At 31.7% G+C, this 14890-nt stretch carries 17 protein-coding genes; 8 read left to right on the forward strand and 9 right to left on the reverse strand.

Translation table 11 applies throughout. The features are described from left to right. Window positions 1-211 precede the first annotated feature (211 nt). On the reverse strand, window positions 212-805 hold the full coding sequence (locus Q9B79_RS06805) for a helix-turn-helix domain-containing protein (protein ID WP_306183123.1): 594 nt from the start codon (window positions 803-805) through the stop codon (window positions 212-214). A 138-nt stretch (window positions 806-943) separates the two neighbouring features. On the opposite strand from Q9B79_RS06805, the gene Q9B79_RS06810 reads away from it, so the two are divergent. After that, window positions 944-1831, forward strand: a complete 888-nt coding sequence (locus Q9B79_RS06810) for a DMT family transporter (protein WP_306183124.1) — start codon at window positions 944-946, stop codon at window positions 1829-1831. A 36-nt stretch (window positions 1832-1867) separates the two neighbouring features. Here Q9B79_RS06810 and Q9B79_RS06815 read toward each other — a convergent pair whose 3' ends face one another. The 4 genes from Q9B79_RS06815 to catA form a co-directional block, all read right to left on the reverse strand. Beyond that, window positions 1868-2380, reverse strand: coding sequence for a GNAT family N-acetyltransferase (locus Q9B79_RS06815; RefSeq protein WP_306183125.1), 513 nt, complete (start codon window positions 2378-2380; stop codon window positions 1868-1870). A gap of 151 nt (window positions 2381-2531) precedes the next feature. Continuing rightward, window positions 2532-3458: a GNAT family N-acetyltransferase gene (locus Q9B79_RS06820; RefSeq protein ID WP_306183126.1), complete on the reverse strand. Its 927-nt coding sequence runs from the start codon at window positions 3456-3458 to the stop codon at window positions 2532-2534. A gap of 51 nt (window positions 3459-3509) precedes the next feature. Continuing rightward, window positions 3510-4037: a GNAT family N-acetyltransferase gene (locus Q9B79_RS06825; protein WP_306183127.1), complete on the reverse strand. Its 528-nt coding sequence runs from the start codon at window positions 4035-4037 to the stop codon at window positions 3510-3512. Between the two features lie 228 nt (window positions 4038-4265). Beyond that, entirely contained in the window at window positions 4266-4916 is a 651-nt protein-coding gene (gene catA / locus Q9B79_RS06830) for a type A chloramphenicol O-acetyltransferase (protein ID WP_306183128.1), read from the reverse strand. 199 nt (window positions 4917-5115) lie between these two features. Here catA and Q9B79_RS06835 point away from each other — a divergent pair, with 199 nt between their 5' ends. Next, on the forward strand, window positions 5116-5298 hold the full coding sequence (locus Q9B79_RS06835) for a DUF4021 domain-containing protein (protein ID WP_306183129.1): 183 nt from the start codon (window positions 5116-5118) through the stop codon (window positions 5296-5298). A gap of 48 nt (window positions 5299-5346) precedes the next feature. Here the strand turns inward: Q9B79_RS06835 and Q9B79_RS06840 are convergent, their stop codons facing one another. Next, window positions 5347-7578, reverse strand: a complete 2232-nt coding sequence (locus Q9B79_RS06840; RefSeq protein ID WP_306183130.1) for an MMPL family transporter — start codon at window positions 7576-7578, stop codon at window positions 5347-5349. 116 nt (window positions 7579-7694) lie between these two features. Here Q9B79_RS06840 and Q9B79_RS06845 point away from each other — a divergent pair, with 116 nt between their 5' ends. Beyond that, a complete protein-coding gene (locus Q9B79_RS06845; RefSeq protein ID WP_306183131.1) occupies window positions 7695-8324 on the forward strand; it encodes a TetR/AcrR family transcriptional regulator in 630 nt (209 codons plus the stop codon). Between the two features lie 97 nt (window positions 8325-8421). On the opposite strand, the gene Q9B79_RS06850 is transcribed toward Q9B79_RS06845, so the two are convergent. Together Q9B79_RS06850 and Q9B79_RS06855 are read right to left on the reverse strand one after the other, a co-directional pair. After that, window positions 8422-9075, reverse strand: a complete 654-nt coding sequence (locus Q9B79_RS06850) for an MBL fold metallo-hydrolase (protein WP_306183132.1) — start codon at window positions 9073-9075, stop codon at window positions 8422-8424. A gap of 66 nt (window positions 9076-9141) precedes the next feature. Next, complete coding sequence (locus Q9B79_RS06855; protein WP_306183133.1) at window positions 9142-9549, reverse strand: GNAT family N-acetyltransferase; 408 nt, start codon at window positions 9547-9549, stop codon at window positions 9142-9144. 546 nt (window positions 9550-10095) lie between these two features. Here Q9B79_RS06855 and Q9B79_RS06860 point away from each other — a divergent pair. The 3 genes from Q9B79_RS06860 (at window position 10096) to Q9B79_RS06870 (ending at window position 12156) form a co-directional block, all read left to right on the forward strand. Then, a complete protein-coding gene (locus Q9B79_RS06860; protein WP_306183134.1) occupies window positions 10096-10536 on the forward strand; it encodes a MarR family winged helix-turn-helix transcriptional regulator in 441 nt (146 codons plus the stop codon). A gap of 37 nt (window positions 10537-10573) precedes the next feature. Beyond that, on the forward strand, window positions 10574-11395 hold the full coding sequence (locus tag Q9B79_RS06865; protein WP_306183135.1) for a class I SAM-dependent methyltransferase: 822 nt from the start codon (window positions 10574-10576) through the stop codon (window positions 11393-11395). Between the two features lie 404 nt (window positions 11396-11799). Beyond that, window positions 11800-12156, forward strand: a complete 357-nt coding sequence (locus Q9B79_RS06870; protein WP_306183136.1) for a PH domain-containing protein — start codon at window positions 11800-11802, stop codon at window positions 12154-12156. 313 nt (window positions 12157-12469) lie between these two features. On the opposite strand, the gene Q9B79_RS06875 is transcribed toward Q9B79_RS06870, so the two are convergent. Beyond that, window positions 12470-12955, reverse strand: a complete 486-nt coding sequence (locus Q9B79_RS06875) for a DUF2798 domain-containing protein (RefSeq protein WP_306183137.1) — start codon at window positions 12953-12955, stop codon at window positions 12470-12472. A gap of 210 nt (window positions 12956-13165) precedes the next feature. On the opposite strand from Q9B79_RS06875, the gene Q9B79_RS06880 reads away from it, so the two are divergent. Both Q9B79_RS06880 and Q9B79_RS06885 read left to right on the forward strand, forming a co-directional pair. After that, on the forward strand, window positions 13166-13771 hold the full coding sequence (locus tag Q9B79_RS06880) for a DUF2441 domain-containing protein (RefSeq protein WP_306183138.1): 606 nt from the start codon (window positions 13166-13168) through the stop codon (window positions 13769-13771). A gap of 26 nt (window positions 13772-13797) precedes the next feature. Then, complete coding sequence (locus tag Q9B79_RS06885) at window positions 13798-14766, forward strand: nucleoside hydrolase (protein ID WP_306183139.1); 969 nt, start codon at window positions 13798-13800, stop codon at window positions 14764-14766. Window positions 14767-14890 lie beyond the last annotated feature (124 nt).

Genomic DNA, 14890 nt, shown 5'->3' on the forward strand with positions numbered 1-14890 from the left:
ACTAGACATCATTACTTCTGAATAACAAATCAGAATTTCTTTAATGATATATCTTTATATTTTGGAGCCTCTTTATATGATCAAAGTAACTATATGAAAATTTAAAGACATGTCCGAAATGTGCATGCCAAATATCATTTGTTTGTTTTTTACATTGAGCAATAATTGAAAGGCCACCTTTTTATCCTCCGTAATAAAAATCAATTTATACTCATCCTAAAGATGGTGTCAATACAAATAAAATATGATTAGATTCATCACTTTTATTTAAAAAACGATGATTCACGTTTGGCGGGATACGTACAACATCACCTTCTTCTAAATAATACTCTTTTCCTTCTAACTCCACATACACTTCCCCTTTCATAACAACAGCAATCTCTTCCTTATCTTCATGTGAATAGTGACTTTCCGTTGTTTTTGCTTGTTTATTTAAATCCATCATTAACATTTCAATACGCGCCTTCATAAAATCCGGTGTTAATACATCATATACAATGTGATCATTATTTTCCCGATATACTTTTTTTCGATCTTTTTTCTTAGATATGAGAGAATCTGTATCAATCTCATTAATAAAAAGTGTAAATAGTGGAACATTTAATGCTTTCGCAATTAATTCCAATACACTTAAAGATGGATTCGCATTTCCTCGTTCAATTTGACTAATTAATGAAGTACTAATCCCTGCATAATTAGCAAATTCTCGAATTGTCATATTATTTTTCTTACGATAACTTAATACAGTTTGTCCGATTCTATCATGTATCATAGTAAAAACTTCCTTTCGTCCATCATATTGCATCTTTCATTGCCTTTGTGCTGACATAGTAAAAAAAGACAAATAATTCTTTCCTATCGTCTCAAGGACTTATATACTTACTTTTGTACATTATATCGTATTAATTTTATTATAATAAACATTGTATCGGAGGAACAAACTGTGAAATCACCTATTCATTCATATTTCATCTTATTTTTCGGCGTATTCGCCTTATCGACTTCAGCGATTTTTGTAAAATTAGCCGATGCTCCTGCAGCTATCATTGCTTTTTATCGATTATTCTTTGCTGCACTCATTCTGTTACCTTTATTACTATTTAATAAAAATAATCGAATCGACCTAAAAACAGTAACAAGAAAACAATGGGGGTTCGGATTCATATCTGGATTATTTTTAGCTGCACATTATGTACTTTGGTTTGAATCCTTACAATATACTTCTGTAGCAAGTTCTACAGTTATCGTAACGTTACAACCTTTATTTTCAATGGTTGGCGGTTACTTTCTATTTAAAGAGAGATTTACGAAAGGCGCAGTTATTGGTTGCCTCATCGCTATTTCAGGAAGTATCATCATTGGATGGCAAGACTTCCAAATTAGCGAAGAAGCTTTATCCGGAGATATTTTAGCGTTTATTGCGGCCGGAATTATTACAGCTTACTTTTTCATTAGCCAACATGTTCGTAAAGATGTATCACTTATACCATATTCGGTAATTAGTTATGGAAGTAGCGCCTGTTTTCTTGGTATATTTACTTACATGCAGCAAGAATCTTTCATCCATTACTCTACGCAAACATGGTTGTGCTTTATTGGCTTAGCATTTGTTGCAACAATTTTAGGTCAAACAATATTCAATTGGTTATTAAAATGGATGAGCGCTACTGTTATCTCTATGAGCATTTTAGGAGAAACGATTGGAACTTGCATACTAGCGTACTTTATATTAAACGAAACGATTTCTTTACAACAAGGACTAGGTATTGCAGTTATTTTTATTGGTTTAGCATTATTTTTAATGCAACCAAAACTGCCGAATCGCAACTAACAAAAAAAGCATGACAGTATAATGTCATGCTTTTCACTATCCATTATGTACGATTAAACCATCAGGCCTAAAGCGACTCATCATAATTTCATTAATAAACTTTCCATGAGCCTTCAAATTCCCTATCTTTACTCCCTCTTCTACAAACCCCAATTTTTCATATAGCGATTTCGCTTTCGGATTCGTTTCTAAAACACCTAATTCCACTCGCTCTAGCATTAGCCAATTATCAGCCAAATCAAGCATTTTTGTAAGAAGCGCTTTTCCAATGCCTTTATTATGATATTCACTATCTACCCCTATAAACAAATCACCAGAATGAGATCTACGTCCAGGACTTTGGGTTAACCCAACAAATCCAACAACTTCGCCATCGTACTCTGCAACAAATTCAAATTGATTTGGCGCTAAATTACGAATTCGATTTTCCATTGCATCTACACGCATGCTAGGTAAGAAAACCATATAAGGTAAAACATCATCTTGTATGCATATACGATGAATGGCTCTAGCATCTTGTATTTCTACCGCCCTTACTTTGATCCCCATATCTTCTCTCCTCCATATCCATAACAATAATTCATTCTAGAACCCTGAGTGAAAGTCCTTCTTCCCTTTATTTCTTTATGTTATTTTTACATAATTATTTCAGTTTAGCATCTGATTTACGAACACCTTATCTACACAATTTAATTACAGGTTAACTTTTTACTTTATTATATAACTCAAGTAAATTTCCAATTGGAATACCATTTATTTTCATACCGGATATATCACAATTTTCTATTTCAATATTTTTCAGATTACAATTACTAATCGTACTACCTTCTAAATCACATCTATTAAATGCAATAGGATCTTTATCTTCTCCGAGACTTGTATCTTTAAATTGAACTCCACCTAAAGTCACAAAATCAATTTTGCTACCAGAAAGATTTAAATCTGCATATGAAGAATTTCTAAAATTTATATTTCTAAAATTTGATTGACTCACATTACAATTACTCATCTTCAGATTCATCATATTACTACCAACAAAGGAACCGTTTTTTAAATTTACTTGATAATACTCTGTATTTGCAAGATTACAGTTTTCGTATTGGCTATTTTTCATATCTTTATTTTTAATTAGGTTCTCTTCAGCTGACTCTACAGTTATTCTTTTTACATAACAATACTCATCTTCAGATTTAAAAGTTATTTCATAGCCCATTTTTTTATAAAAATGATGATTATTAAGTTGTCTACTAGATGTTTCGAGATCCCAAATCCTTATGCTTGGATATTCCTCTTCTATTAATTTAATAACATGTGATCCAATTCCTTTTCCTTGATAAACAGGATCTACAAAAATACGATCAATTCGACCGTATGACTTACCGGAGATTGTAACTATAATTCCCCCGATTATTTTTTCATCCATTATCACTTTGGAACAATCCAGCTCTTCAATCGAATATTTCATCATTTCTACTGAAGAATAGCCAGGTGGTTGGATGTTATAGTCAATACCATCACCTTGACCGCATAGCCATCGTTTTGCTTCTTCATCAAATGTTTTTGTCATTATTTCTGTTAACTTTTCAGCATCTAAAATAGTAGCTTTTTCTATAGATATTATTGTCATTTTATTTTCCCCTTTATTGTTACAGACCATTAACTTTTGTGAACGAAATAGTTATCCATTTACTTTCATTTTTAAATTTTTTCCCATTATTACATATGGAACATCATTTTTACTTGGATGAAATGGCTCTAATACATCAACCCAATCTAATCTTTCATATAAAGAACGTGCCTTTTTATTGTTTATTTGCGTTGTTAAAACACTCGTTCTATTTGAAATGCCTTCTAATAATTTATTATGTAATGTTGTTCCAAGTCCTTCATTTCGATATTGCGGGTGAACTGCTAACTCTACAAATTCAAAACAATCTTCTAACCATTGCTCTATTTGTCTAAAATTTAATGATTTTCTCATTAATTGATTATAGTACTGTCCATCTAATGAACGATAACCATAAGTAAAACCAATAACTTCATTTTCATCATTCATTGCTACTATACCTTTAAAACCTGTATATTCTATATGTCTATTAATTCGCTCAATCATTTCAGTAAAATTTGTTTTCTCAAATACTTTACAATATAACTGTGCCATATTATTGATTAAAACCTCATCATTTTCAATACGTAAAAATTCCATTCTACTTCCCCCCCCCTATTAAAACCGATAAATTATTCAACTTTTATAGTTATTTAAAAATAGATAAACTTCAAACTAATCATCTCTCTTCTATTAAACTACGAATATACCTATATTTTCCACTAAAAAATTAGTATACATGTATAAAAAGAAGAGCATCTGTAAAATATACAGATGCTCTTCTTTATCTATTAAATATCAAAACTTATTCTCATTAAAAAATAAAAATTACTTAAGCCATTTGTTACAATTACTAATTAGTTGCTGTAAATCCTCTAGGAATCGACTCGCATGATACCCATCACAAACCGAATGATGTACTTGCAATGAAACTGGTAGCATAACCTTATTCTCTTCGTTAAAATATTTCCCACAAGTTATAATCGGTAATAGAAAATCACCATCATTATTAATATTTAGGTTAAATCCAGTAAAACTAGCCCAAGGTATGCTAGAAATCGGAAAAACATTGGGAGGAATGTTTTCTTTCGTGAAGAGACCATGAACATTAGTATACAACCTCATATCCTCTTCATAGTTTTTATAGAAAATGTGAAAATCACTAGAATAATTCGTCCATATACTTAAAAAAGATTTATCATCTTTATGGAAGATTGTATAACTTGGTATCATTTGCTCCCAATATCCTAAAATTCCTTTATCGTTAAAACATGTTCGAAATTCTTTATGATTATTTACTACTCTAGAAATTAAATATATAAAAACGGGATAAAATTTTATTCCCTTTTGATGTAATTCCTTTAATAACCTCGTGATATTAACATTCACAGTCATACTAAATGTACATTTCAACTTTAAATAATGTTCAAAATACTGCTCTCTATTCCAATTTTCTCTGTCAATTATATGAAACCTCATTTTAATAGCCTCCTAAAATGTCATTTTATTTTAGAAGGCTAACTTTCTTGTTTTCACCAAACCTATTCACTCCTTACAATTTAAACTTATCCTCAAGTTTTTATTTAATTATATAACATCTGCAAAAATCTATTCACATATTTTTAGAAATCCAACCACATACTATACATAAATCAAATGAAATTTGGAGGGTGCCTACATGAATAATAAAAATGTAAATAAAAAAGAAAATGTTACCGAAAACGCTACACCTATTCAAAATAATAATACTACAAATCTTAATATCGAAGAACAAGCAATGAACGGCTTATATGGAATGCCAGAAACTGCTATTGAAGATGCTGATCACGCTGAAACTGAAGATTTGACTTCAAAAAATTAATGTACTACATAGAAAAAAGCCAGGGGAAATTATCCTTGGCTTTTTTAACTATGCATCCATCTTTTGTACTTCTTCACTCTTTCTTGAAAGCTTTCCTGGCCAAAAAGCAAAGCGTCCTAGAACAACTGTAATTGCTGGTACAAGTAACGGTCTAACAATAAATGTATCTAGTAGTACACCAATTGCAGTTACAATACCAAATTGAACAAGAACTTGAATTGGAAGTGTACCTAATACTGCAAAAGTTCCTGCTAAAATTAAACCTGCTGATGTAATAACACTACCTGTTTGTATAACCCCATTTTTTACTGCATCCAAATGATTTTGTGTTTTTCTGTTTTTCCATATTTCCGAAACCATAAAGATATTATAATCTTCACCTAAAGCAACTAAAAATACGAATGCGTATAACGGTATCGCACCTTGAATGGCCGGCGCTCCCATACCATAATGAAGTAATAGCCACCCTGCTCCTAGTGCCGAGAAGAACGATAATACAACTGTTACAATTAAATAAATCATCGCAACAATTGATCGTAAGTAAACAAGTAATAATAAAGCTATAATACTAATCATTACTGGAATGATAACTGCTTCATCACGCTCCGTAATTTGCTTAGTATCATATAATGACGCTGTTTCTCCGCCAATCCAAAGTTGATCATCTGCATTACTAACCCCAGCATCTTTTAATACTTTTTCTACACTGTTTTTCAATTTAGGTATTTGATCTAATGCTTCAATTGAGTATGGATTTTCAGCTAAGGAAACCTCATACATTTGTATTTGCTTATTTTCTTTACCCTCTTTTGGGTCTTTCACAGTTTTTATGAAAGAAAATTTCTCGAGTTCTTCTTTAATAGGAAGCTCTTTTCCTTTCGTATCAACAACAACTTTTACTGGCGCTAGTTCGCCAGCTGAGAAATGATCACTAATTAATGTAAATCCTTCGCGTGAAGGCATATCTTTAGGAAACGATTCTAATAGGTCATATGTGTATTGAATACGTGGTACAAATGATGCCAATCCACCTAATACAAATACAGTGAGCATAATGATTGTCCACGGTCTTCGTACTACAACATCTCCAAGTTTTTTACTAAAGGCGCCTTTTGATTTTTTAACTTTTACTACTTTCTTTTTCCTTCTTGCTAATTCTTCATTCATCGAAGTTGTTCTCGGTATAAATGGGAAGAATGCAGTTCTACCGAAAATTAATAAAAACGCTGGTAAAATCGTTAAAGCAGCAATTCCCATTATGAATACAGCAACACTAAATGGCACTGCAAATCGATGAAAGGCACCATAATGAGCAAGTAATAATGTTCCTAACCCAAGTACAACAGTTAACGCACTCATTATAATTGCTCCGCCAGAAGCTTTAATTGCAAGTTGTAGTGCCTTATATTTACTTTCTTCTTCTAGCAAGTATTCCCGATATCTCGAAATTAAAAATAGACAATAATCCGTTCCAGCACCAAACAATAGTACAGTCATAATTGATATAGCCTGTGCATCTACTTTAATCCATCCGTGATCAGCTAAAAACCCAAGCGTAGGACTAATAATACCGTATGCAAAGCCAACAACAAGTAAAGGTAAAATTGCTAAAATTGGTGAACGGTACAGTAAAATTAATAGGACTAATACGAGTAGTACAGTTGCAATTAATAATTTCACATCAGCTTGACTAAACAAACTAACTGCATCTGTTTGAATGCCTACTGGTCCAGATAATCGAACATGTAACCCAGAATCACTTATTTTTTGTTTAAATGGATCTAAATCCACCTTACTATTCACTATCTTTCTTAAATCCTCAAGATTTCCTTTTAATATATCTGTTCCAGCAGCCTTGTTAAAGAATACTGGTGTAACAAATGATGTACCATCTTTTGATGCACTTTTTGATAATACTTGTTCCGGGATTGTATCAAATGGTGGTAATGTTGATTGTTCCTTTAAAGGACTAGCTTTTAACTCTTTATAAACGTCTTGTATGAGTTTATAATCCTGCGACTGTAATCCACCATCTCTATACCATACTACTAATAAAGGATTCCCTGCATTATTCGGAAACTCTTTTTTCATAAGTGCTTCCGCTTGCTGCGACATAGCTGTTTCAGGTAAATTTTTCGGATTCGGTTCTTTCGTACTATTTACTTGTGGTAACGTAAATGAAAGTACTAATGTAATAAGAATCCATACCGATAAAGTTATCCATTGTGTATGCTTCCCTGTTACCAGCCTCCCTAACATATGTAACGGCTGCTTTTTCATAAAAACCCACCTTCCTTTTCTCCTCTACCATTAATTATATATACTGGTCGGTTAATTAATCAAGAATGAATAAAAATTTGTGTTATAATTATCTCAACAATACATGTCAGGAGCGAATGGATTTGGAACAAAAACAACGTCCTCTTGGAAGGCCTCGTCAAAATAAAAATACAAAATCTACAAAAGAAACCATTTTAGAAGTGGCAACTCGGCTATTTCTGACTCAAAATTATCAAGTCGTTTCCATGGATGAAGTCGCAAAAGTTTGTGGGGTTACGAAAGCAACCGTCTACTATTACTATTCAACAAAAGCAGATTTATTTACCGCTACTATGCTTCAAATGATGGTACGTATACGTGAGAATATGTCGCAAATACTCACTACAAACAATACTTTAGAAGAGAGATTATTAAACTTTGCTAAAGTTTACTTACATGCCACAATGGATATCGATATGAAAAATTTTATGAAAGATGCAAAACTGTCTTTATCTGAAGAACAATTAAAGGAATTAAAAAAAGCTGAAGATAGCATGTATGAAGTGTTAGAAAAAGCACTCGATAAAGCGATGCAACTTGGAGAAATCCAAAAAGGTAACCCTAAATTTGCCGCTCATGCGTTCGTATCTTTATTATCAATTGGGAATTTTAAAGATGAAAATGACAATCCTATTATAGTAAGTATAGATGAATTAGCACAAGAAATCGTTTCTTTTTATTGGAACGGATTAGGTCATTCATATTAAACAGATTTCCTTTAATAAAAAAGCATGTTTGAATTTTTTTCAAACATGCTTCTTTATAATTTAGCATCCATTATCAAAAAATTATTATCTTCGACTTTTACAAATTTTGAAGTTGAATCTTTATATTCCCCTTACTTAATCCCCCATGATAACAAACTACAGATTCAATATCTAGATTTAAATACTTCTTCAAAGACTGCTGTGCTTCCATAATATTTAAAGTTGTTGGGGCGTGAATTCCTCCTAACTTTCCATTCACACAATACATTGAGTCTCCCGCAATAAGAGTTTTACTTTGTTTCAAATATAAACCAATATGACCCGGAGTGTGTCCTGGAGTATGTAGAATTAATATCCCACCGCAATATGGAAGTTCTTGACCATCAATAACAGTATCACTTACTTTTCCACTTGGGGGATTCTTTATTTGTCCATCCTTCAATAAAGGAAACTCCCCTTCAATATATGGTTTATCTAGCTCGTGTGCATAAACTTTAATATCGCTTACACCTTTCTCCAATAATTCAGGAAGGCTACCTATATGATCTATATCCTGATGCGTTAAAATCACAACTTTTAGCTTATCAAAAGATACCCCAACTCTCTTCATCTCTACTTGTATATCTTCGAATTGTCCAGGAAAACCAGTATCTATTAAAACTGCCATTTCATCATTCCATAAAAGAATTGGGTGAATTATAAATTCTTGAAATTCAAGTTGTAACATTTCTACCCCTTTAGTAATCTCCATACAGCAATTCTCCTTTATACTGAAGTTTGAAAATATGTACGAGTAAACTGAAAATATAAAGCGCAGCTATCTCATAATATGTTTTGTCATCCCAATCGAGAATGCCTCAAATCCTATAGATTCATAGTAAGGTTGTAACGATTCTACACACATAAGTTGAGGAATAACTTTGCTTTGTTCACATCGCTGGATTAACCGTCCTATTATTTCTTTTCCAATTCCAATAGATTGATACTCTCGCAATACACAAACACCACAAATAACGCCTGTTATTACACCATCTGATATAATACGCCCCATTCCTACTAACTTCTTATCATCAAATGCATAAATTGCATACCAACTTTGTTTACACATTTGTTCCAATTCATTAACCGTTAATTTTATAGAATTCCATCCTAAAGATTCGTATAAGGCAAATAATTCATTAAAATCTGAAGGATGTTCGCTTTTGTAACGTATACGATTTCCCATGTAAATACTCCCAATTCTCTAGTTTATTTATATTTTATTGCATATCTCTTTAAAAAATTATGATCTATTTGAAAATAACTAGAACAAACTTCAATACGAAAAAAAGAATTCCTTCTCAACATAAAATAAAAAGAAGTTACCTCACTTAAGATAACTTCTTTTATATAAGACTCTCATTATATTATTAACCAAAAATTATACAACTACATACGATAAGCACAAACACAACTAATAAACCATTTGAGAAATAACCCATCGAATACTACCCCTTTATCTAATTATGTAAAAGATTTTATCACAAATTTTTTAATTACATAATAACTGAAAAAGACATTGAATTCATTAGTTACGTATATTTAGTAATATTTTAATTCCTGGTCATATTCTCCCCTCCTAAAAGGATCTCTCATACTCTTCTATTTCAATTCATATAATTTCAAAAACAAATTATAATAATAATTATTTTACTACAATAGATTAAATCGCTTGTTTTATCATTATAATAGTAATAAAATATTTACTAAATGCATAAAGGAAGCGAAAATGATGACCCAAAACGAATTATTAAACGAGTACATGAATTTGTTATTAAATATGTCAGGTACTTTCAAATTATTATCGGAAAAATCATCTGAATTTACACATTTAGAGCAACACGTTGTGGAATATATCGCACAACAAAAGATGCCTGTAAATTTAAAAATGATTGCCAGTTATTTAAACATCCCTAAACAACAATTAAGCGTAACAGTTCGTAATTTAGAACTAAACGGATACATTATAAAAAAACAAGATACGGTAGACAAAAGAGCTATATTAATCTCTCTAACAGAAAAAGCTCAAAAGGTACATTATGAGAGATGGAAACAAATATATAATAATTTCACTCATAATCTTAAGAAACTAAGTGAAGAAGATCAACGTGATTTAACTTACGGATTGTATAAAACAAACAAAATGCTCTCAAAAATGTTAAATAACGATTAAAAATACAAATAATTTTTCATTACACGGAGGATGTTTCATGGTTAAAGAAATAGATATACATTCAGTACAAGGTACGATGCTTATTCCACTATGGGGACGTGCCTATGGCAGTGAGAACAATAAAGATATTTTAGATGATACGGAAGCAATTCGAATTATTAAAGAATGTAATTTTGACTTCTCAACAATAGCAAATACATTTGGTGAATACGGATGCATCACATACATTACTCGCGCACGAAAAATTGATGATACGATAAAAAAATTCATTATAAAACATCCAAATGCTACTATTGTAAATATCGGTTCTGGACTAGACACTACTTTTTCTAGAATTGATAACGGTACGATACATTGGTATAATCTTGATTTGCCCGATGCTATTTCATTTCGAAAAACATTAATTGAAGATACACCAAGAAACATGACCATCGCTAAATCATTTTTTGATACTTCTTGGTTTGACGATATAAAATATGACCCAAACGACGGTATTCTATTTATATCAGCAGGTGTATTCTATTACTTTAAAGAAGAAGATTTAAAAAAGATCGTAGTCGCTATGTCAAAACGTTTTCCTGGAGGCGAGTTATACTTTGACGCTGAATCAAAATTCGCACTCAATCTTTCAAATGCTACAGTCAAAAAATCGGGTAATAATGGCGCTCTAATGTATTTTTATATAAATAATCCAAAGACACTAGAAAAATGGTCTTCAAACATAAAAGTATTAAGCTGCTCCCCTTTCTTTAAAAATATACCTACAAATAAAGATTGGGATGGTAGTACACGTATTATGATGCGAATTGTAAACTTAATAAAGATGTTGAAGTTTGTTCATTTACAGTTTGAGAAGTAAAATATTAATACCTTATATAGTCAAAGCCCCCACTTAGTGCCTCTTTACGAGCTTACTTGAAGTGGGGGCTTTTCTCGCTTCAACGCTCCTTATAACTACCAACGAATTTGTCATAGATAAGCTGAACTAACTTTCTCTGTAACATGTTCCAACAACTTTATCGCTTCTAACTAAAATATCTTTGCATTATGGACACACATACACTATTACTCCTTGTTTTTTATGGTACAAAAAACTAAAAGGCTTTCCCCTCTCTTTTCATCCCTTACATAAAAATCCGCACTACATATTTACATTCTAAAGGAATTTTTTGATTATAAGATATAAAATCAAAAAAGATTAATATATGATAAAATAGATTTAAAAACTCTACACTTTACTTTCAACAATAAGGAGGCCTGATTATGAAGGCAAATCTAGGAACAATAAAAGAACACTTAAACAGTAAGGAAGATATTCTTTCTACGATCTACTGCGTAATCAATTTTGGTTATATAAGTAGATCTGGGATTTTAGCTGCTACAAATAAAAAATTATTATTCTGCTCTGATGCAATGTTTAGAAAAGGACTGAAATGGGAATTTCTATACACTGAGATTCAAAATTTCAATCATACAGATGGTGTAGTGCTAGAAATGTCTGCAATCCCCTTTATCAAAAAAATAACTATGAACTATAAAGACGATTTTATTGTATTTGACAATTTTTCAAATCCACAAAACGTACAATCCTTTTTTGAGTTGGTTCAATCGAAGCAATAAATCTATCAATGCACATATAATCATTTGATTTCTTTACACTTACTCTTACATATATCATATTCCAAGGTATAGAAAATCTTATAGAAGTGTAGAAAGAGAGTTGCAATTGCAACCCTCTTTCTACTATTATTTCGCTTTAAAATCTCATTCTCGCATATAGCCATACTTATATTTTTCTTTTGAATCTTAATGCCCTTTTATTATTACAAAGTTTTAACCTAACTAAACGTATTTTATAAATCAGCATGCAACAATCATTCAATAGATCGAATTAATATTATATATTTTATATAAACTAATAGAATGTATTAATTTATGCTACATTAACAGATTTCTTCGTCAAAATAAACTTTCCAAATAAGAAACGCACAAGCGGTCCCATAATAATTAATTGTAATGGATACGCCATAATGAAGTTTTTAATAAAAATCGAGAAATACATTGAAACGAATGATTCACCATGTAACCCATTATGCAAATACATCATAGCCATACCATAAAACGACATGAAGAACACCATTCCGATTACCATCGTTGTTGCCATCGCAATAATAACATTTACTTTTTTCGATTTATCAAATGGTAACGCGAATACAAGTTTTTTCGCACAAGGTCCAACGATACATATTTCAATTAATAATGCAATAATAAATCCAATTAGTAGTTCTAATGCGATCTCCTTAATATGAATTTGTCCCCCTGTTCCGTTCATCAATAAATTATAAAACGTCATTACAATAACCATCCCAAGGCACATCATCATACCAAACTGGAGGTTTTCTTTTCTTGTTGTTGGCACTTTCTATCATCCTTTCTGTTTAAGTCTTTGTCATTATATCGATTGTGGAAACCTCTTCGTAAGTGAACATTTTGTGAACAAATTTAAAGCGTTATCATATTTTCTTTTCTTTCTCCTCAAATTCACACGTTTACTTATAAAGGTTTTATATATTTCAATGTTGAATTACTAAATTTAACATTAAATAACATCACTACTAGGAGGATAACTATGTATGAACAAGAGTTTTACGCATATCACATCGTAACAAAGAAAAAAATGAAGATAGGACAAATCATTCATTTCAATAAAAATCAAACGAATACCCTATTTCAGTTCTTTTTTGAAAGAGAACATTTAAATTCTAACGGTGAAGATGCTATGCAAATTTTAAAAGAACATTATACAAATGAAGAATTACACATAAAGAATGAAAATGCTACAGTAGTTATGGATTATATGGATCAAACCATTAGAGCCGTTAGAGAAACGATTGTGGAAATGGTTAGGCTACAAGAATATCCTAATTATCCGTCAAGATTGTCTTGTTTATATGCTGCAAGAAGCTATGAAGATGCTTTAAAATGGAAAGCATTATTTGATTCTTACAACCGAGAAGTTTTGCAGATTGTTAAATTACAAGTGATTGGACATTGTTTTGAAGGTGACGGAAGCCTTTTACCGAAAGAAGACGGTATTCCATTCTCTCAAAAAATTGAACAAGCTAGAGAGTATTGGAAAGGAAACATCGGTAATGAACTTCCTGAGTTACTGATTAATGGAAAAATTGAAGTGGTGGAAATTATTGATGATTTTTCCTTAGTTTATAATTCCTAACTAAATCATATAGGGTGGAGATTACAATGATGAAAAAAGTGTACTTCAATCATGATGGTGGTGTAGATGATTTAATTTCACTATTTTTATTACTTCAGATGGATAATGTCAAACTTACAGGTGTTTCAGTTATACCTGCAGATTGCTATTTAGAACCAGCAATGTCTGCAAGTCGCAAAATTATTGATCGCTTCGGCAAAGGAACTATTGAAGTAGCCGCATCAAATTCCCGTGCAAAAAATCCATTTACAAAAGAGTGGCGGATGCATGCATTTTATGTAGATGCTTTACCCATTTTAAATGAGACTGGAAAAGTTGTAACACCTGTAGCAGCAAAACCTGCACATCATCACTTAATAGAAACGCTTCTACACACTGCAGGAAAAACAACTTTATTATTTACGGGCCCCCTAACTGACCTTGCTCGTGCATTATATGAAGCTCCCATAATCGAAGATAAAATTGAACGTCTCGTTTGGATGGGTGGTACATTTCTTACCGTAGACAATGTACATGAACCAGAGCATGATGGAACAGCTGAGTGGAATTCATTTTGGGACCCTGAAGCAGTGGCTCGTGTATGGGAATCAAAAATTGAAATCGACTTAGTGACACTAGAAAGTACAAACCAAGTTCCATTAACTATAGACATACGTGAACGTTGGGCAAAAGAACGAAAGTATATTGGTGTAGATTTCCTTGGCCAATGCTATGCGATGGTTCCTCCCCTCGTTCACTTTTCAACGAACTCTACTTACTACTTGTGGGATGTACTAACAACTGCGCTTGTCGGAAACACTAACCTCGCAAAAACCCAAACGATTAATAGTATCGTTCATACATATGGACCAAGCCAGGGGCGTACAGTAGAATTTGATGGTGGGCGACCTGTAAATGTAGTATATGATGTAAACCACAATGAATTTTTTAACTATATAACTGAATTAGCTAAGAAAGCTTCTACTTGCTATCTATACGAAAAATACATAGAATGACATCCCTGCAGACAATGATCCCCCATTTAGAATTTGGTTGAAACTATATATTTAACTATTGAAAAGAGTATTGAATTAAATTTCAATACTCTTTTTGTGCAATTTAATTATATTGGATTCATGT

Origin of the sequence: Bacillus sp. MHSD_36 (assembly GCF_030757775.1) — a bacterium.
In the GTDB taxonomy this organism is placed as follows: domain Bacteria; phylum Bacillota; class Bacilli; order Bacillales; family Bacillaceae_G; genus Bacillus_A.

Coding starts and splice junctions, on each gene's coding strand:
- Q9B79_RS06805 (WP_306183123.1), bottom strand. CDS start 805: ATGCAATATGATGGACGAAAGGAAGTTTTTACTATGATACATGATAGA.
- Q9B79_RS06815 (WP_306183125.1), bottom strand. CDS start 2,380: ATGGGGATCAAAGTAAGGGCGGTAGAAATACAAGATGCTAGAGCCATT.
- Q9B79_RS06820 (WP_306183126.1), bottom strand. CDS start 3,458: ATGACAATAATATCTATAGAAAAAGCTACTATTTTAGATGCTGAAAAG.
- Q9B79_RS06825 (WP_306183127.1), bottom strand. CDS start 4,037: ATGGAATTTTTACGTATTGAAAATGATGAGGTTTTAATCAATAATATG.
- catA (WP_306183128.1), bottom strand. CDS start 4,916: ATGAGGTTTCATATAATTGACAGAGAAAATTGGAATAGAGAGCAGTAT.
- Q9B79_RS06835 (WP_306183129.1), top strand. CDS start 5,116: ATGAATAATAAAAATGTAAATAAAAAAGAAAATGTTACCGAAAACGCT.
- Q9B79_RS06840 (WP_306183130.1), bottom strand. CDS start 7,578: ATGAAAAAGCAGCCGTTACATATGTTAGGGAGGCTGGTAACAGGGAAG.
- Q9B79_RS06845 (WP_306183131.1), top strand. CDS start 7,695: ATGGATTTGGAACAAAAACAACGTCCTCTTGGAAGGCCTCGTCAAAAT.
- Q9B79_RS06850 (WP_306183132.1), bottom strand. CDS start 9,075: ATGGAGATTACTAAAGGGGTAGAAATGTTACAACTTGAATTTCAAGAA.
- Q9B79_RS06855 (WP_306183133.1), bottom strand. CDS start 9,549: ATGGGAAATCGTATACGTTACAAAAGCGAACATCCTTCAGATTTTAAT.
- Q9B79_RS06860 (WP_306183134.1), top strand. CDS start 10,096: ATGACCCAAAACGAATTATTAAACGAGTACATGAATTTGTTATTAAAT.
- Q9B79_RS06865 (WP_306183135.1), top strand. CDS start 10,574: ATGGTTAAAGAAATAGATATACATTCAGTACAAGGTACGATGCTTATT.
- Q9B79_RS06870 (WP_306183136.1), top strand. CDS start 11,800: ATGAAGGCAAATCTAGGAACAATAAAAGAACACTTAAACAGTAAGGAA.
- Q9B79_RS06880 (WP_306183138.1), top strand. CDS start 13,166: ATGTATGAACAAGAGTTTTACGCATATCACATCGTAACAAAGAAAAAA.
- Q9B79_RS06885 (WP_306183139.1), top strand. CDS start 13,798: ATGATGAAAAAAGTGTACTTCAATCATGATGGTGGTGTAGATGATTTA.